The organism is Pandoraea sp. PE-S2T-3, assembly GCF_002179965.1.
In the GTDB taxonomy this organism is placed as follows: Bacteria; Pseudomonadota; Gammaproteobacteria; order Burkholderiales; family Burkholderiaceae; genus Pandoraea.
Map to the genome: position 1 here is coordinate 63,997 of NZ_NGUQ01000035.1, position 16,520 is coordinate 80,516.

Sequence of the window (16,520 nt, forward strand, 5' to 3'; positions counted from 1 at the left end):
GCTAATTCTATAGCACTCCGACGGTCTGCCAGAACCAAAGACTACCAAAACACCGACTTATTACGAATCCCTATTTAATCTATTAACTAGAAAGGTTCGGCCTTTATCATTTCCGCTTCCTTTATCCGCAAATACCGAAACGCTCAATTACCGATTCCATCTGTTCGATTTCCACCGGCCGGGAAAACCAGTAGCCCTGAGCTGCCAACGGAACAAAGTGACGCAGCCACGCCAGTTGCCGTTCGTTCTCCACACCCTCGACGATCAACTCGATACCCAGCGAGCGCGCGATGTTCACGATGTTCGAGATCATCAGGCACGAGCGCGACGAGTCGGGAATCGATTCGACAAAAGACCGGTCGACCTTGAGCGTGTCGACGGCAAAGCGCGTCAGATAGGATAACGACGAATAACCGGTACCGAAGTCGTCGAGCGCAATACGCACGCCGGTGCGCTTGAGCTGGTTGATCTTCGACTCGACCAGCGCCGGGTTCTTGACCATCACCGACTCGGTGATTTCCAGCTCCAGACGGCTGGGCCCGATGTCATATTCGCGGACGTAGCGTTCGACCAGCTCGCAGATATCACCACGCCAGAACTGCACCGATGAGACGTTCACCGCGAGGCGCAGCGATGCCATCGGCGTATCGCGCCATGCGGCCAGTTGCCGGCAGGCCTGCGCCAAAGCGAATTCACCGATGGCGACAATCTGGCCCGTCGTCTCGGCCAGCGGGATGAATTCCCCCGCAGCAATCACGCCACGCTCGGGGTGACGCCACCGGATCAACGCCTCCATACCGCAGATGCAATCGGACTCAAGCGCGACGATCGGCTGATACGCCAGGAAAAACTCACCGTTGGCGAGCGCTTGCTCCATCTGACGCTCCCACACCACTAACTGATGCGCCTGATACGTCATCTGTTGCGAGTACACCCTCACGACGCTCTTGCCCGCCTCTTTCGCGGAATACATGGCCAGGTCGGCCTTCTTGATGAGATCGGCTTCGGTTTCCTCCGGCTTGGACCAGAAGGTCACGCCGATACTCGCGTGCAGCGCAAACGACGTGCTGTCAGCCACCATCGGTGCCTTCAAAACGGCAAGCAGGGCCTCGGCGAGCGGCTCGGCTTGGGTCACCGCCTCGTCGCCCCGCAACACCACCATGAACTCGTCGCCGGCGAAGCGCGCCAACAAGGCGTCGGGCGGCACGCGCGCGATAAAGCGCTCCGCCACCTGCCGGATGATCTCATCACCCTGCGCATGCCCCAGGGTGTCGTTCACGCTCTTGAAGTTGTCCAGATCAATATGCAGCAAGGCCACTTTGCCGACACCGCCCGTATCGGCCAGGTCGTTTCGTAACGATTCCATCAATGCGTAGCGATTCGGCAACCCGGTCAGCGCATCGTAGGAAATCAGGCGCGTGAGTTGCTGATCGCGACCAATCAGGCGTTGCATCAGATAGGCAATGAGTGCGAAGAACACCACCAGTGCCACCGAGACGAACGTCGCCATCGTGAGATAGACACGCTCCACGTGACGATACTCAGCCAGTTCCTCATCCATCGACAGGCCAACCTGAACGGCCAGCGGATAGTCGCCGAGGTGGCGGTAAGCCACCACGCGTTCGACGCCGTCGATCGGGTCGCGCTGTACACCCGAGTTACGCTGTGCGGCCGGAAATGGCGGCAACTCGCCCGTCCCGGTCACGGCCACCCCGGCGCCGGTACTGCGCGCAAGCAGCGTGCCATCGTCGGCGATGACGGCGATCTGACCGTACTGCCCGAGCACGGCGTTAGTGTAAAAGTCTGCGGTGAAGTAACTGGGCTCTTGCGAAACGACGACGACCCCGGCGAAGCTGCCATCCGGGTTATTCAGACGACGCGAGAATTGCAGCACCCACTTGCGTGACACGCGGCCGAATACGGGGTGACTGATGAAGAGGTTCTCGCTCGCATCGTCGAGATGAACGCGAAAGTGCTCGCGATCGGCAATGCTCACGCCGTTGCTACGCCCCGGGATGGTGGCGGCCGTGATGTTGCCTTTGGCGTCGGCCAGACTCACGAGCACCATGTGACGGTCGGCAACGATCCCCGCCTCCAGCGTCCCGTTCAGGCTGAACTCGCTGCGATGATGTTCGAACTCGAATTTGACGAAGCGGGTGATCTGGTCGACCTGACGGATGGCGCGCAAGGTCTGCTGTTCCAGCGCGCTGGCGACGGTCGACGCCGACGCAGCGGCGTCTCGCAGAATGGCCTTGTGTTCGAGGGAGATGCGCCACAGCACCGCTGTCCAGACGAGGACAAGGATCAGGAAACCGAAAATCAGAATCGCGACGATTGAACGATAGGACGTCGTCCAGCGCCCTCGCCTCGCTCCCGTCGTGCTCGGTTCCACCATAGGTCGAGATCCTTTCAGCCATCGCGCCCCCGCTCGATGGTCGATGTTGGCCCGGAATGTTCAGAGGATCCAACGGGTGGCGAATGATATCGCCGCCATGTTTTCCGGCAAGTGTAAGACAATCGGCCCGGCCCTGAAAGCCGTTCCACGTCACTCAATCGGGGGATGTTTATCGCGCATCCGGATACTTGCCGTGTCGATTTTGCCACCGGCGAGCGCAGCCCCGCCGTAACGGCGTCTCTTATCTCGGATTACGGAGTTTTCGGCGTTCGCTGCATCGGGAGAATCCCGGAGACAGACGCGTTACAGGGAAAGCGCTGACGCGGAGTTCAGGGCTTCAGCAGATCGATGACCGCTTCGAGCTTGCGGCGCAGATCGTCCACGTCGAAACCGGTCTCGGCATCGTCCGCGCCCGCCTCGGTGGCAGCGCGTGCCGCCGCAGCAACGGCGTTGCGAGCACCGCGCGGCGTGTCGGCTTCAAGCCGGTTGCGCGCCCCGTTGATGGTGAAGCCCTGCTCATAGAGCAACTCCCGGATACGCCGGATCAGCAGGACTTCATGATGTTGGTAGTACCGTCGATTGCCGCGGCGTTTGACCGGGCGAAGTTGCGTGAACTCCTGCTCCCAGTAGCGCAGCACGTGCGGCTTGACACCACACAACTCGCTCACTTCACCGATGGTGAAGTAACGCTTGGCGGGAATCGGCGGCAAGGCAACGTGATCCATCGCGGCGTCAGCGTGTTTGAACGACAGTTAGGATACGGCCGCCACAGAAAGCGGCGGCCGGGGACTTACTTGCTCAGTACGCCAGACTCCACCATCGACTTGAGCTTCTGACTGGCGTGGAAGGTCACGACACGACGGGCGGCGATCGGAATCGCCTCCCCCGTCTTCGGATTGCGGCCCGGGCGTTGCGGCTTGTCGCGCAACTGGAAGTTACCGAAGCCGGAGAGCTTGACGCTATCACCCGATTCGAGCGCATCGCGGATCGATTCGAAAAACGCTTCGACCATATCCTTGGCCTCGCGCTTGTTCAGACCCACGTGCTCGAACAACAACTCGGCCAGTTCGGCCTTGGTCAGCGTCGGCGCTTCGGTGCCGACTTCATTCACTTCGCTACGACCCAGCGCGATTCGCTGCGCCGCGAGCATGGCTTCAAATTCACCAGGATTCATTTCGTTCATACGTCCCACGCGATGGCGATGACAGTGCGATAAACCACTCGCAACCAGACTCTACAATGCTTTACGCGCGCAAACGTGCGCCGAACGCGTCTCCAACCCGTTGTACCAACGCAGCGACAGCGCGCTCGACGGTCTCGTCCTGGAGGGTACCCGAGGGGTCTTGCAGAGTAACACGAAACGCCAGGCTTTTGTCTTGCGCGCCAAGCGATCCCGATGCTGCGCCGGCCTTCGGACGGAACTCGTCAAACAGGCGCACGGACTGCATCACGCTGCATGCCGGGTCGTCCTCACGTGCCGCCAGCATCGCGTCGATCAGCGGCTGCACCGCCTGCGATTGCGACACCACGAGTGCGAGGTCTCGCGTGACCGGCGGGAACTTCGAGATCTCCTCGTAGCTCGCCACATCGCGCGCGAACAGCGCTTCCGCTTCGATCTCGAACAGCACCGGTGCGTGCGGCAGATCGTACTTCTGCTGCCAACGCGGATGCAGTTCCCCCACGAAGCCGACGCGCTTGCCGTCCACTTCGATGGCCGCGCTACGTCCCGGATGCAACGCCGGATGCTCGGCCTTCACAAAGCGTGCCGAGCGCGGTGCGAGCAGCGCTTCGAGATCGCCCTTCACATCGAAGAAGTCGACCTGACGCGATGCGGCGCCCCATTGCTCGTCGAACACGGGACCGTATGCGAGAGCCGCCACAGTCACCGGCTGGCGATAGCCGCCCACCGTCAGCTCACCCGATGCCACCGTGTTGTCGCGGTGGTACGTGCGGCCGATTTCGAACACGCGAACGCGCGATGCCTTGCGGTTCAGGTTGTAGCGCGTGGTGGCGATCAAGCTGCCGATGAGCGTGGAGCGCATCACGGCAAGGTGACTCGCGATCGGGTTGAGCAGCTTGATCGGGTTGTCGTTGCCGGCGAAATCGGCTTCCCACTCCACATCGACGAAGCTGAAGCCCACCGTCTCGTGATAGTCGCGTGCGGCAATGGCGTGACGCACCGCGTGTTGCGAGCGGCGGCCTTCCTGCGTCGGACGCATGGCGCTTGCCGCGACCGGCGGGTTGGCCGAAATGCGGTCGAAACCGTAGATGCGCGCGATTTCTTCGATCAGGTCTTCTTCGATTTCGATGTCGAAGCGATACGACGGCGGCGTGACTTCGAACACACCGTCCTTCAGCGCGAACGGCAGACCGAGGCGCGTGAAGATCTCACCCATCTCCTGCTCGCTCACGGGCACGCCGAGAATCTTGACGGCACGGGCCACACGCATCGTCACCGGCTTGCGCTCGGGCAGACGCGCCACCTGATCTTCCAGCGGGCCAGCCTGGCCGCCGCAAATTTCAAGCACGAGTTGCGTGGCGCGTTCCAGCGCACGCACGTTGCCGGCGAAGTCGACGCCGCGCTCGAAACGGTGCGACGCATCGCTCGTGAAGTTGTACTTGCGGGCGCGGCCCTGAATGGCTTGCGGGAAGAAGAAAGCACCTTCCAGGAAGATATTCTGCGTTTCCAGACCGGCCTTGGTCGAGTCGCCGCCCATGATGCCGGCCAGCCCGATCGGGCCGCTGGCGTCAGTAATGGCGAGCACGCTCTCGTCGAGCGTGACGGTTTGTTCGTTGAGCAGCTTGAGCGTTTCGCCCGCGCGGCCGAAGCGCACGTCGATACCGCCTTGCAGACGGTTCAGGTCGTACACGTGCAGCGGCTGGCCCAGTTCGAGCATCACGTAGTTGGTGATGTCGACCAGTGCCGAGATGCTGCGCTGACCGGCGCGCTCGAGGCGCTCGACCATCCAGCGCGGCGACGGCGCCGCAGCATTCACGTTGCGGATGATACGGCCACCGAAACGACCGCAGCCTTCCGGCGAGCTGATCTTGACGGGGAACGTGTCGGTGATCGTCGACGGCTGCGCGCCTTGGCCCGGCAAATCTTTCAGCGGGGCGCCGGTGATCGCGGCCACTTCGCGCGCGACGCCGAGCAACGACAGGCAATCGGCCTTGTTCGGGGTGAGCTTCACGACGAAGACGGTGTCGTCCAGGTCGAGATACTCGCGGATGTTCATGCCGACCGGGGCATCTTCCGGCAGGATCATCAGACCGCCATGGTCTTCCGAGAGCTTGAGCTCACGGGCAGAACACAGCATGCCGAAGCTTTGCACGCCGCGCAGTTTGCCGATCTTGATCTGGAACGGGGCCGCGCCGGGTTCTGCCGGCGGCAGTGCGGCGCCAACGGTGGCGCACGGCACTTTGATGCCCGGGGCAACGTTGGGCGCGCCGCACACGATAGTGAGCGTCTCGCCGGTGCCGGCATCCACCTGACACACATTCAGGCGGTCAGCATCCGGGTGACGGGCCACTTCGAGCACCTTGGCCACCACGACGCCGGTAAACGGCGGGGCAACGGGGTCGGTTTCCTCGACTTCGAGCCCGGACATCGTCAGGGCGTGCGCCAACGCGTCGGTCGACAGCTCTGGGTCGACCAGGGTACGCAGCCACGATTCAGAGAATTGCATGGATCAGTTCGCTCGCAGTTAAGTCTTCACATCCGAGAGCCCGGCGGCAGCGGCTTGGCGCGCCAGCACAGGGCCGTCGACTTCATTACATGAATTGGCGCAGGAAGCGCAGATCGTTCTCGTAGAACAGACGCAGATCCTGCACGCCATAGCGCAGCATCGTCAGACGCTCAAGGCCGGAGCCGAATGCGAAACCGATGTAGCGCTCGGGGTCGAGACCCATGTTGCGCACCACGCTCGGATGCACCTGCCCCGAACCCGAAATCTCCAGCCACTTGCCGGCGTTCTTGCCGGTTTCGAATTGCATGTCGATCTCGGCGGACGGTTCCGTGAACGGGAAGTACGACGGGCGGAAGCGCACCTGAATGTCGTCGCGCTCGAAGAACTTGCGCAGAAAATCGGTGTACACGCCCTTCAGGTCGGCAAAGCTGATGTCTTCGGCAATCCACAGGCCTTCGACCTGATGGAACATCGGCGAGTGCGTGGCATCGGAGTCGACGCGATAGGTCCGCCCCGGGGCGATGACCTTGATCGGCGGCTTGTTCATGCGCGCGTAACGCACCTGCATCGGGCTGGTGTGCGTGCGCAGCAGCAACGGCTTGCCGGCATCGTCGTTACCTTCGACATAGAAGGTGTCCTGCATCGAACGGGCCGGGTGGTTCTCCGGGCTGTTCAGGGCAGTGAAGTTGAACCAGTCGGTTTCGATCTCGGGGCCGTCGGCCACGTCGAAGCCGATGGAACGGAAAATCTGTTCAACGCGCTCCCAGGTATTGAGCACGGGGTGCAGGCTACCGGCACCCAGACCGCGCCCGGGCAGCGTCACGTCGATGGCCTCGGCGGACAGGCGCGCATCGAGCAGCGCATCGGCCATGGCTTGACGGCGCGCCTGCAAGGCGCCTTCGATCTGTTGCTTGGCCGCGTTGATCCGTGCGCCTTCGCTCTTGCGGGCTTCGGGATCGAGCTTGCCGAGGCCTTTGAGCAACTCGGTCAATTGGCCGGTTTTGCCAAGAAAGCGGGCTTTCTCGTTTTCCAGCGCGGCGGCGTCGGGAGCGGCGGCGAACGCACGCTGCGCTTCGCTGACGATAAGTTCCAGATCCATATGCTACAGGCTCAAGTTAGGCGGTCGAATGGCCGCATGTACATGCAAAAAAGCAGTCGAAAAACAAAAGGGGGCTCCGATGAGAGCCCCCTCCTGGCGAATGGCGCGCGGTAAAACGCGCTATACGCTAACTACAGCTTAGGCTGCGACGGCGGCTTTCACCTGGGCGACAACCGCGGCAAATGCCGGCTTGTCGTTGATGGCCATGTCGGACAGCACCTTACGGTCGAGTTCGATCGAGGCCTTCTTCAGACCAGCGATAAACACGCTGTAGGTCATACCGTGCTGACGCACACCTGCATTGATACGCGCAATCCACAAGGCGCGGAACACGCGCTTCTTGTTACGGCGATCGCGATAGGCGTATTGCCCAGCGCGCATAACCGCTTGCTTGGCGATGCGGAAGACGTTATTGCGGCGGCCGCGGAAACCCTTGGCTGCTGCGATGACTTTCTTATGGCGGGCCCGTGCAGTGACCCCACGTTTGACTCGAGGCATATTTCTCTCCTATCTAAGTCGGGGTTTAAGCGAAGGGCAGCATTGCGCGTACGGAGTTCATATCAGACTCATGAACGCCGACGGCACCGCGCAGGTGACGCTTATTCTTGGTGGACTTCTTCGTCAAAATGTGACGCTTGAAAGCCTGACCACGCTTAACGGTACCGCCCGGACGCACGCGAAAGCGCTTCTTGGCACCGCTCTTGGTTTTCATCTTAGGCATGAAAAACTCCGAGGTTTTTAACATGATCACAGGTGTGACGCCAAAATCGCGCCCCTTGTAGAACCCGGGATCACTTGTGTTCAGGGCCTGACTGCACCCTGTATCGCTACCGCGACCCTCTCGGGCCGCAGTGCAATTCTTTAATGCCCGGCAGTGTCAGTCGACACCGCCGCGGCTTATTTCTTCTTCGGCGCGATGACCATGATCATCTGACGGCCTTCCATCTTCGGCATCTGTTCCGGCTGACCGAACTCTTCGAGATCGGACTTCAGACGTTCCAGCATACGAGCACCGATTTCCTGGTGAGCCATCTCACGGCCGCGGAAACGCAGCGTGATCTTGGTCTTATCGCCGTCTTCGAGGAACCGCTTCAGATTGCGCAACTTGACGTTGTAGTCGCCGTCGTCAGTGCCAGGCCGGAATTTGACTTCCTTGATCTGGACAATCTTCTGCTTCAGCTTGTTCTCGTGCGCCTTCTTCTGTTCCGAATACTTGAACTTGCCGTAGTCCATCAGACGGCACACCGGCGGCTGCGCCGTCGGTGCGATTTCCACCAGATCGACATCAGCCTCTTCGGACAGACGGAAAGCTTCGGCCAGTTTCATGATGCCGAGAGCCTCGCCATCAACGCCAGTTAGACGCACTTCAGGCGCGGTGATTTCGCCATTAATGCGATGCGACTTATCGGTAGCGATGTTGCTATTCCTCGAAAAAAGTCAAAAATTTAGCCGCGCTGTCCGACAGGCGTTATTGGAACGATGCGCATTCTTGCGCAAGACGTTCGATGAGCGCGTCAACGGGCATCACACCCAGATCCACGCCGCCACGGGCACGCACGGCTACCGTATTCGCCTCTTGCTCTTTGTCCCCCACTACCACGAGATAGGGAACTTTCTGCAACGAGTGCTCGCGTATTTTATAGCTAATTTTCTCGTTGCGCAAATCGGCCCGAGCCCTAAGCCCTTGTTCTTGCAACTTTTTCGTCACTTCGAGTGCGTAATCGGCCGTTTTTTCGGACACATTCATCACGATCAGCTGCTCCGGCGCCAGCCAGGCGGGCATTGCACCAGCATGGTGCTCGATCAAAATACCGATGAACCGCTCTAACGAACCCAGAATGGCGCGGTGAAGCATGACCGGACGCTTGCGGCTGTTGTCTTCCGCCACGTACTCGGCGTCCAGGCGCTCCGGCATCGAGAAATCGACCTGCATCGTGCCGCACTGCCACTGACGGCCCAGTGCGTCCTTGAGCGTGTACTCGATCTTCGGGCCGTAGAACGCACCATCGCCCTCGGCGATCACGAATTCGCAGCCCGAACGGCGCAGCGATTCCATCAGCGCGAATTCGGCCTTATCCCAGTTTTCGTCGGAACCGACACGATGCTCAGGGCGCGTCGCGACCTTGTAGATCATGTCCGAGAAGCCGAAATCCTTGTACACCGCGTGCAACAAGGCCGTGTAGTTCACGCACTCGTCGAGAATCTGGTCTTCCGTACAGAAGATGTGACCGTCGTCCTGCGTGAAGCCGCGCACGCGCATCAGGCCGTGCAAGCCACCCGACGGCTCGTTGCGGTGGCACTGACCGAATTCACCGTAGCGCAGCGGCAGATCGCGATAGCTATGCAGCGACGAGTTGAAAATCAGCACATGGCCCGGACAGTTCATCGGCTTGAGCGCGTAAGAGCGGTTCTCCGATTCCGTCGTGAACATGTTGTCTTTGTAGTTCTGCCAGTGGCCCGACTTCTCCCACAGCGAGCGGTCGAGAATCTGCGGACCCTTCACTTCCTGGTAACCGTTGTTGCGGTAGACGCGGCGCATGTATTGCTCGATCTGCTGCCAAAGCGTCCAGCCCTTCGGGTGCCAGAACACCAGACCCGGCGCCTCTTCCTGCATGTGGTAGAGGTCCAGCGCCTTGCCGAGCTTGCGGTGATCGCGCTTTTCGGCCTCTTCCAGCATGTGCAGGTACGCTTCCTGATCTTCCTTCTTCGTCCAGGCCGTACCGTAGATGCGCTGCAACTGCTCGTTCTTCGCGTCGCCGCGCCAGTAGGCGCCGGCCACCTTCATCAGCTTGAAGACTTTGAGCTTGCCCGTGGACGGCACGTGCGGACCGCGGCAAAGATCGACGAACTTGCCTTCGCGGTACAGGCCGATTTCGTCCGTCGCGGGAATCGATTCGATGATCTCGGCCTTGTACTTCTCGCCCATCGACAGGAACAGACGCACGGCGTCGTCACGCGAGAGCACTTCGCGCGTGACCGGCTCGTCCTTCTTGGCGAGCTCGTGCATCTTCTTCTCGATGGCTTCCAGATCTTCCGGCGTGAAGGGGCGGTGGAAGGCGAAGTCGTAGTAGAAGCCGTTCTCGATGACCGGGCCGATCGTGACCTGCGCCTCGGGGAACAACTCCTTCACGGCATATGCCAGCAAGTGAGCCGTCGAGTGACGAATGACATCGAGACCGTCGGCGTCCTTGTCCGTGACGATTGCCAGGTTGACGTCGCGATCGATCAGATAGGACGTATCGACGAGCGTACCGTCGACGCGGCCGGCGAGAGCCGCCTTGGCCAGACCCGTGCCGATCGAGCCGGCCACCTGGGCCACCGTCAGCGGGGCTTCGTACTGGCGTTGCGAACCATCAGGCAAACGTACCGAAATCATGTCGCACTCCCATGCGCTAAAACGTCACGCGCGGCCCACGCCACGCGGCAAAACCACGAAAAAAAACGGCCTCGACTGTCGTCGAGGCCGTCTCTTCATTCCTTGCATCCAGACGAAAAACACCCTCGACTAACGTCGTACCTTCACCACTGTGAAAGTTCGGGCCGTTTTCAACATGAGTGTTTTCTTCCAGCGTCTGTGTCTGCGGGGTCTCGCGGACTGTAATGCTTCAAAATTCGTTGGTAGGCTCGATTGGACTCGAACCAACGACCCCCACCATGTCAAGGTGGTGCTCTAACCAGCTGAGCTACGAGCCTATTGCAAGAGAACGAGATTCTAGCAAGATTTCCGCACATCGCCAAGCGATTATTGTGCCTGATCACTAAAAACCGCGTCGGGTGGGGCTTTCCGGTGGCTTCCTTGCGCAGAAACCGCGCCACCGTTCAGCCTTGCCCACCCGGTTTTGTCCCGCTTTTGCCGTGCGTCCGTCTTGCTTTGCCCGTCTATCGCCGCCGGGACGACACGACTCCCGTCACCCCGGTGAGTTGCGCCAGTGCCCGCTGCAATTGACCGCCATCGCGCACTTCGACGGTGAATTGCATGAACGCCTGCGCCCCCTTCGACTGGGTGCTCACGCCCGTGACATTGAGCTTCTCGCGAGAAAACACTTCCGAGATGTCGCGCAGCAGCCCCTGACGGTCCGTCGCCTCGATCTGAATATCGACCGGATATGCCGCTACGCCACGGCCCTCGAGCACGTCGCCCGACCAAGCGGTCTGGATCACGCGCTCCGGCGCACGCGCCTTCATCGCCTGAAAACTCGTGCAGTCCTGCCGGTGGATCGACACGCCTTTGCCACGCGTGACAAACCCCACGATCGGGTCAGGCGGCGCCGGACGGCAGCATTTGGCCAACTGCGTGAGCAAGGCGCCCACACCGACCACCAGCACGCCGCTCTTCGCACCCTGCGCAACGCTCGTATCCAGACTCTTCTTGGCGACGAGCGTATCTTCGTCGCGCGGATCGGGCCCGGGCAGGTTGCCCGAGAGCGCCTGCTCGACGTGACGCAGACTGAACTCGTCCTTCGCCACCGACGCGTACAGGTCGTCCGGCGTCTTGAAGCCCAGCCGTGCCGCCAGCTCTTCCAGATTGACCGACGTCTTGCCTTCGCGCTGCAACGTCTTGTCGATCAACGCGCGGCCGTGCGAAATCGTCTCTTCGAGATCGATCGTGTTGAACCATTGGCGCACCTTCTGCCGCGCCCGGTGGCTCTGCAAATACCCCAACTGCGGATTGAGCCAGTCGCGCGACGGCCCACCCTGCTTGACCGTCACTATCTCGACCGTCTGGCCGTTTTGCAGTCCGGTGTTGAGCGGCACCATCGCGCCATCGACCCGTGCGCCGCGGCAGCGATGCCCCAGCTCGGAATGCAGGTGATACGCGAAGTCGATCGGCGTGGCGCCCTGCGGCAACGAAATTACGCGCGCTTGCGGCGTCAGGACATAGATGTGGTCGTCGATAGTCGCGCGCTTGAGCTGCTCCCAAGGCTGCGCGGCCCCTTCGGCGCCCACCGTGTCCGCAACATCGTCTTTCCACGCCAGCAACTGCCGCAACCACGCAATCTTCTCGTCGTAGGCGTCGCCTGCCGAAAACGCGCCGCCGTACCCGCGTTGCCCCGCTTCCTTGTAGCGCCAGTGCGCGGCGATGCCGTACTCGGCGAAGTGGTGCATCTCGTGCGTGCGGATCTGCACTTCGAACGCCCGGCCGTCGTCGCCGATGACCACGGTATGCAACGACTTGTAGCCGTTGGGCTTGGGCCGCGAGATGTAATCGTCGAACTCTTTCGGAATGGGCTGCCACAGGTTGTGGACAATGCCCAGCACCGTGTAGCAATCCTTGATGTCGTCCACGATCACGCGAAACGCGCGCACGTCGTAAAGCTCGGCAAAGTCGACGGCCTTGCCGCGCATCTTCTTCCAGATGCTGAAGATGTGCTTCGGCCGGCCGGACACTTCGGCCTTGACGCCGGCACGCGCCAGCTCGTCCTGCAACCGCTCGATCGCCCCTTCGATGAAGGTCTGCCGCTCGACCCGCTTCTCTTCGAGCAACTTGGCGATCTGCTTGTACGTCACCGGCTCGAGAAAGCGGAACGCCAGGTCTTCCAGCTCCCACTTCAGTTGCCAGATCCCGAGACGGTTTGCCAGCGGCGCGTAGATTTCGAGGACTTCGTGGGGCATGTCCTCCGGCGGCGCCTTCTTCTGCGCGGCGTACCAGCGCAGCGATTGCAACCTGGACGCGAGCCGGATCATCACGACGCGAATATCCTGCGCGAACGCGAGCAGCATCTTGCGCAAGGCTTCTACCTGCGACTTGCGTTCATCGGAGGCATCGCGGTCGCGCCCGTCCGACGGCATGGCATGGGCTGCCAGCGAGCCCGCGCCCGAGAGACGCTGCAATTTACGGACGTCGATGACCAGCGCAGAGACCTCTGCGCCGAACTTCTGCGTCAGTGTCGTTTGGGTATCGGAGAGAAATTCGCCCGCGCAAAAAAGCGCTGCGGCCTGATGCGTCGCCTCGTCCACGCGCAGCGTGTCGAGAATGGCGAGCATGCCACGCGCATGCGCCATGACAGGCTCGCCGGACGAGAGGACGTTCTCGCCGCACAGCACGCCGGCAAACGCGAGCGCGTCGTCGAGCGTCGCGGGCAATGATGTGGACGGCGATGCGTCGCCCACACCCGCCGCGGCACTCGTCGGATTCTTGGAATTCGTCGAGTTCGGGGCAGCGGGCGTTGGCGCTTGATGTTGGGTCATGTCGTTACACGGGGCACCGGGTGCCCCTCAGGGTACGGATCGGGCACTCAGCTTTCGCGCTGTGCGGCCACGATCACAATTTCAACGAGCATTGCGGGGTCGGCCAAAGCCGCCTCGACCGTCGCGCGCGGCGGCGCATTGCCGGCAGGCACCCAGTCATCCCACACCTGATTCATTTCACCGAAGTGCTTCATGTCGGAGATAAAAATCTGACACGACAGAATCAGGGTCTTGTCGCTGTTGGCCTCGGCGAGCAGGCGATCGATGTGGGCGAGTACCTGACGCGTCTGCCCCGCCATGTCTTGCGTGCGGTCGTCGGGCGTCTGGCCGGCCAGGTAGACGGTGCCGTTATGCACAGCCATATCCGACCAGCGCTTTTCGACGTAGAAACGTTGTACTGCCATGATGTAAGACTCCTCGTATTCTTCTAAGACTTCGGACCCACCGCCGTCTGGTGCGCTTCGGCACCCCTTCAGTCGGCGTATCCGTCAAAAAACCGGCGTGCGATCTGAATCTGATCGTCATGCACGAAAGTGGGCGCGTGACCCACGCCGGGAATTTCTACGGCACGCGCATGTTGTGCGTGTGCCAGCATTTGTTCTAGCGTCGTACGCGAGAGCAGATCGGACTGCTCGCCACGCACGATCAACGTGCGGCCCGGGAATGCGGCGAGCGACGCCCAGAGTATCGCCTCACCGGCCGCAATCGCCTCTGCCGGGACCGCCGAAAATGCAGCACCGATCGCCGGATCGTAGCGCAGCACATAGCCATCGCCGTCCGCCTTCAGCAACGGCTCACTCAGCGTGCGCCACTCCTCTCGCGTGTGCGGCCCGAACGACGACGAGATCGACCAGAGATAATCGACCGCTTCATCCATCGACGCGAATCGTTTCGGGATGCCGACGTACTGACCGATGCGCACGAGCGACGACGCATCGATATGCGGCCCCACATCGTTGAGCACCATATTGCGAATGGGCGAGTCGGGCAAACCTGCCAGCCCCATGCCGATCAGTCCGCCCATCGACGTGCCGAACCAGTCGACCGTCGCAACGCCAAGACGCGCAATCAGCGTGACCATGTCGGACGCGTACTGCGGCACGACGTAGCCCGCCGCGTTGCGCAACCAGTCCGATTGACCGCGCCCGACGACATCGGGACATACAACACGATAGTCGTCGGCGAACGCGCGCGCCATCGCGTCAAAATCGCGACCGCAGCGCGTCAGCCCATGCACGCACACCAACACGCGCGGGTTCTCGGGGTCACCCCACTCCGCATACGCCATGCGATGCAGACCGGAGGGGCTCAGACACTGAACGCTCGACAGACGTGGCACGTGGTTCGCATGGATCGGCATGGCAGACTCATCGGATCGATGTGGATCGGTAGGGATCGTATAGATCGGTATTCAGCCCGAATTCTACCGCGCTTGCCGCGAACCGTAAGCTAGAATGGGTCGACTCATGGGCCGCATATCGCGTCAGTCGCGGCGGCTCGCGGCAACTTTCACGCGCAATATGCCAACGGAGACGACGTAATGCTGAAAGGAAAGATCGCCCTCGTGACCGGCTCGACCAGCGGTATTGGCCTGGGGATGGCACAGGCGCTCGCGGCACAAGGGGCCACGCTGATCGCGAACGGATTCGGTGACGCCGACGCTGCCCGCAAGGCCATTGCCGAGGCCGCCGCCAAGGCCGGCCACGCCGCCACGAAGGTCGGTTACCACGGTGCCGACATGAGCCGCGCCAGCGAGATCGAAGCGATGATGCAATACGCCGAAGCCGAATTCGGCGGCGTCGACATTCTCGTGAACAACGCCGGCATTCAGCATGTGGCCGAAGTTCAGGATTTTCCGACGGACAAATGGGACGCGATCATCGCGATCAATCTGACGTCGGCCTTTCACACCACGCGTCTCGCGCTGCCGACGATGCGTGCGCGCAACTGGGGCCGCATCATCAACATCGCCTCGGTGCATGGTCTGGTCGGCTCGGCCGGCAAGTCGGCCTATGTTGCGGCGAAGCACGGCATCGTCGGTCTGACGAAGGTCACCGCGCTGGAGAATGCACAAAGCGGTGTAACGGCCAACGCCATTTGCCCGGGGTTCGTGCTCACACCCCTCGTGCAGAAGCAGATCGACGATCGCGCCGCGCGTGAACACCTGTCGAGCGACGACGCCAAACGCTCGTTGCTGGGCGAGAAGCAACCGTCGGGCGAGTTCGTCACGCCCGATCAACTTGGCGCACTCGCCGTGTTTCTTTGCAGCGATGCCGGTGCGCAAGTGCGCGGCGTCGCGTGGAATATGGATGGCGGGTGGGTCGCTCAGTAATCGCGATCTGAACAGCACCGGGCAGCACATGGCAGCACCGGAAACGGCGCGGCCAAACAAAACGGGCGGGGATATCCCCGCCCGTTTTGCCTTCCATCGACAACCGGGTTCAACGGCCCGGCTGCCCTCAGCGCATTAACGTTTCAGTAACGTTTCAGTAACGCTTCAGCCCTCAGACAGCGCTCGTATCGAGCGGTGCGCCGGTCTTCTGCGAAATTTCTTCCTTCGTCACGCCCGTTGCCAGCTCGACGACCTTGAGGCCGTCCGGCGTCACGTCGATCACACCGAGGTCGGTGATGATGCGATTGACCACGCCCACGCCTGTGAGCGGCAGATCGCACGCCTTCAGAATCTTGTGCGCGTCGCCCTTGGCCACGTGTTCCATGAGCACGATCACACGGCCGACACCGGCCACGAGATCCATCGCGCCGCCCATGCCCTTGATCATCTTGCCCGGAATCATCCAGTTCGCCAGATCGCCCTTCTCGCTGACCTGCATCGCCCCGAGGATTGCCAGATTGATGTGACCGCCGCGAATCATCGCGAACGAGTCGGCCGACGAGAAGATCGACGACCCCGCCAGCGTCGTCACCGTCTGCTTGCCGGCGTTGATCATGTCGGCGTCAACTTCGTCTTCGGTCGGGAACGGGCCGATGCCCAGCAGGCCGTTTTCCGATTGCAGCCAGACTTCCATGCCGTCCGGCACATGGTTGGCCACCAACGTCGGCAAGCCGATGCCGAGGTTCACGTAAAAGCCGTCTTCAAGCTCACGCGCAGCGCGCGCCGCCATTTCATCACGATTCCATGCCATGGTTATCT

The 16,520-nt window shown here is 61.4% G+C and carries 14 protein-coding genes and 1 tRNA gene; 1 reads left to right on the plus strand and 14 read right to left on the minus strand.

The annotated features are described in order from the left end of the window. Positions 1–121: 121 nt before the first annotated feature. The 13 genes from CDV46_RS20790 to CDV46_RS20850 all read right to left on the minus strand — a co-directional run bounded on the left by CDV46_RS20790 (position 122) and on the right by CDV46_RS20850 (position 14,729). Complete coding sequence (locus tag CDV46_RS20790; RefSeq protein ID WP_087687045.1) at positions 122–2,395, minus strand: bifunctional diguanylate cyclase/phosphodiesterase; 2,274 nt, start codon at positions 2,393–2,395, stop codon at positions 122–124. A 329-nt stretch (positions 2,396–2,724) separates the two neighbouring features. Continuing rightward, the gene (locus CDV46_RS20795; RefSeq protein ID WP_087687044.1) at positions 2,725–3,120 is read right to left on the minus strand and encodes a MerR family transcriptional regulator; all 396 of its coding nucleotides are present in this window, start codon (positions 3,118–3,120) and stop codon (positions 2,725–2,727) included. A 65-nt stretch (positions 3,121–3,185) separates the two neighbouring features. Beyond that, on the minus strand, positions 3,186–3,578 hold the full coding sequence (locus CDV46_RS20800) for an integration host factor subunit alpha (protein ID WP_058378175.1): 393 nt from the start codon (positions 3,576–3,578) through the stop codon (positions 3,186–3,188). A gap of 61 nt (positions 3,579–3,639) precedes the next feature. Continuing rightward, complete coding sequence (gene pheT, locus CDV46_RS20805) at positions 3,640–6,081, minus strand: phenylalanine--tRNA ligase subunit beta (RefSeq protein WP_087724717.1); 2,442 nt, start codon at positions 6,079–6,081, stop codon at positions 3,640–3,642. 85 nt (positions 6,082–6,166) lie between these two features. Next, entirely contained in the window at positions 6,167–7,180 is a 1,014-nt protein-coding gene (gene pheS, locus CDV46_RS20810; protein WP_058378173.1) for a phenylalanine--tRNA ligase subunit alpha, read from the minus strand. Positions 7,181–7,318: 138 nt separating this feature from the next. Continuing rightward, a complete protein-coding gene (gene rplT, locus CDV46_RS20815; protein WP_058378172.1) occupies positions 7,319–7,678 on the minus strand; it encodes a 50S ribosomal protein L20 in 360 nt (119 codons plus the stop codon). 25 nt (positions 7,679–7,703) lie between these two features. Next, positions 7,704–7,901 carry a 50S ribosomal protein L35 gene (gene rpmI, locus CDV46_RS20820; protein WP_087687042.1) on the minus strand — a complete coding sequence of 66 codons (198 nt, stop codon included), beginning with the start codon at positions 7,899–7,901 and terminating at the stop codon, positions 7,704–7,706. Positions 7,902–8,077: 176 nt separating this feature from the next. Beyond that, entirely contained in the window at positions 8,078–8,596 is a 519-nt protein-coding gene (infC, locus tag CDV46_RS20825; protein ID WP_084656116.1) for a translation initiation factor IF-3, read from the minus strand. Positions 8,597–8,648: 52 nt separating this feature from the next. After that, the gene (gene thrS, locus CDV46_RS20830; protein ID WP_087687041.1) at positions 8,649–10,556 is read right to left on the minus strand and encodes a threonine--tRNA ligase; all 1,908 of its coding nucleotides are present in this window, start codon (positions 10,554–10,556) and stop codon (positions 8,649–8,651) included. A 240-nt stretch (positions 10,557–10,796) separates the two neighbouring features. Next, positions 10,797–10,873 (minus strand) — tRNA-Val (locus CDV46_RS20835). A gap of 186 nt (positions 10,874–11,059) precedes the next feature. Continuing rightward, a complete protein-coding gene (locus CDV46_RS20840) occupies positions 11,060–13,369 on the minus strand; it encodes a RelA/SpoT family protein (protein WP_441339347.1) in 2,310 nt (769 codons plus the stop codon). A gap of 47 nt (positions 13,370–13,416) precedes the next feature. After that, positions 13,417–13,773: a RidA family protein gene (locus CDV46_RS20845; RefSeq protein ID WP_087687040.1), complete on the minus strand. Its 357-nt coding sequence runs from the start codon at positions 13,771–13,773 to the stop codon at positions 13,417–13,419. A 68-nt stretch (positions 13,774–13,841) separates the two neighbouring features. Beyond that, a complete protein-coding gene (locus tag CDV46_RS20850) occupies positions 13,842–14,729 on the minus strand; it encodes an alpha/beta fold hydrolase (RefSeq protein ID WP_087724719.1) in 888 nt (295 codons plus the stop codon). A 180-nt stretch (positions 14,730–14,909) separates the two neighbouring features. On the opposite strand from CDV46_RS20850, the gene CDV46_RS20855 reads away from it, so the two are divergent. Continuing rightward, the gene (locus CDV46_RS20855) at positions 14,910–15,701 is read left to right on the plus strand and encodes a 3-hydroxybutyrate dehydrogenase (protein WP_087687038.1); all 792 of its coding nucleotides are present in this window, start codon (positions 14,910–14,912) and stop codon (positions 15,699–15,701) included. A gap of 172 nt (positions 15,702–15,873) precedes the next feature. Here CDV46_RS20855 and CDV46_RS20860 read toward each other — a convergent pair whose 3' ends face one another. Continuing rightward, the gene (locus CDV46_RS20860) at positions 15,874–16,512 is read right to left on the minus strand and encodes a CoA transferase subunit B (protein WP_058378165.1); all 639 of its coding nucleotides are present in this window, start codon (positions 16,510–16,512) and stop codon (positions 15,874–15,876) included. Between the last annotated feature and the right edge of the window lie 8 nt (positions 16,513–16,520).

Bases quoted from the DNA above. Each gene is read 5' to 3' on its own strand.
- CDV46_RS20855 (WP_087687038.1), top strand. From the start codon at position 14,910: ATGCTGAAAGGAAAGATCGCCCTCGTGACCGGCTCGACCAGCGGTATT.
- CDV46_RS20795 (WP_087687044.1), bottom strand. From the start codon at position 3,120: ATGGATCACGTTGCCTTGCCGCCGATTCCCGCCAAGCGTTACTTCACC.
- CDV46_RS20850 (WP_087724719.1), bottom strand. From the start codon at position 14,729: ATGCCGATCCATGCGAACCACGTGCCACGTCTGTCGAGCGTTCAGTGT.
- CDV46_RS20800 (WP_058378175.1), bottom strand. From the start codon at position 3,578: ATGAACGAAATGAATCCTGGTGAATTTGAAGCCATGCTCGCGGCGCAG.
- rplT (WP_058378172.1), bottom strand. From the start codon at position 7,678: ATGCCTCGAGTCAAACGTGGGGTCACTGCACGGGCCCGCCATAAGAAA.
- CDV46_RS20845 (WP_087687040.1), bottom strand. From the start codon at position 13,773: ATGGCAGTACAACGTTTCTACGTCGAAAAGCGCTGGTCGGATATGGCT.
- pheT (WP_087724717.1), bottom strand. From the start codon at position 6,081: ATGCAATTCTCTGAATCGTGGCTGCGTACCCTGGTCGACCCAGAGCTG.
- CDV46_RS20840 (WP_441339347.1), bottom strand. From the start codon at position 13,369: ATGACCCAACATCAAGCGCCAACGCCCGCTGCCCCGAACTCGACGAAT.
- CDV46_RS20860 (WP_058378165.1), bottom strand. From the start codon at position 16,512: ATGGCATGGAATCGTGATGAAATGGCGGCGCGCGCTGCGCGTGAGCTT.
- CDV46_RS20790 (WP_087687045.1), bottom strand. From the start codon at position 2,395: ATGGTGGAACCGAGCACGACGGGAGCGAGGCGAGGGCGCTGGACGACG.
- pheS (WP_058378173.1), bottom strand. From the start codon at position 7,180: ATGGATCTGGAACTTATCGTCAGCGAAGCGCAGCGTGCGTTCGCCGCC.
- rpmI (WP_087687042.1), bottom strand. From the start codon at position 7,901: ATGCCTAAGATGAAAACCAAGAGCGGTGCCAAGAAGCGCTTTCGCGTG.
- thrS (WP_087687041.1), bottom strand. From the start codon at position 10,556: ATGATTTCGGTACGTTTGCCTGATGGTTCGCAACGCCAGTACGAAGCC.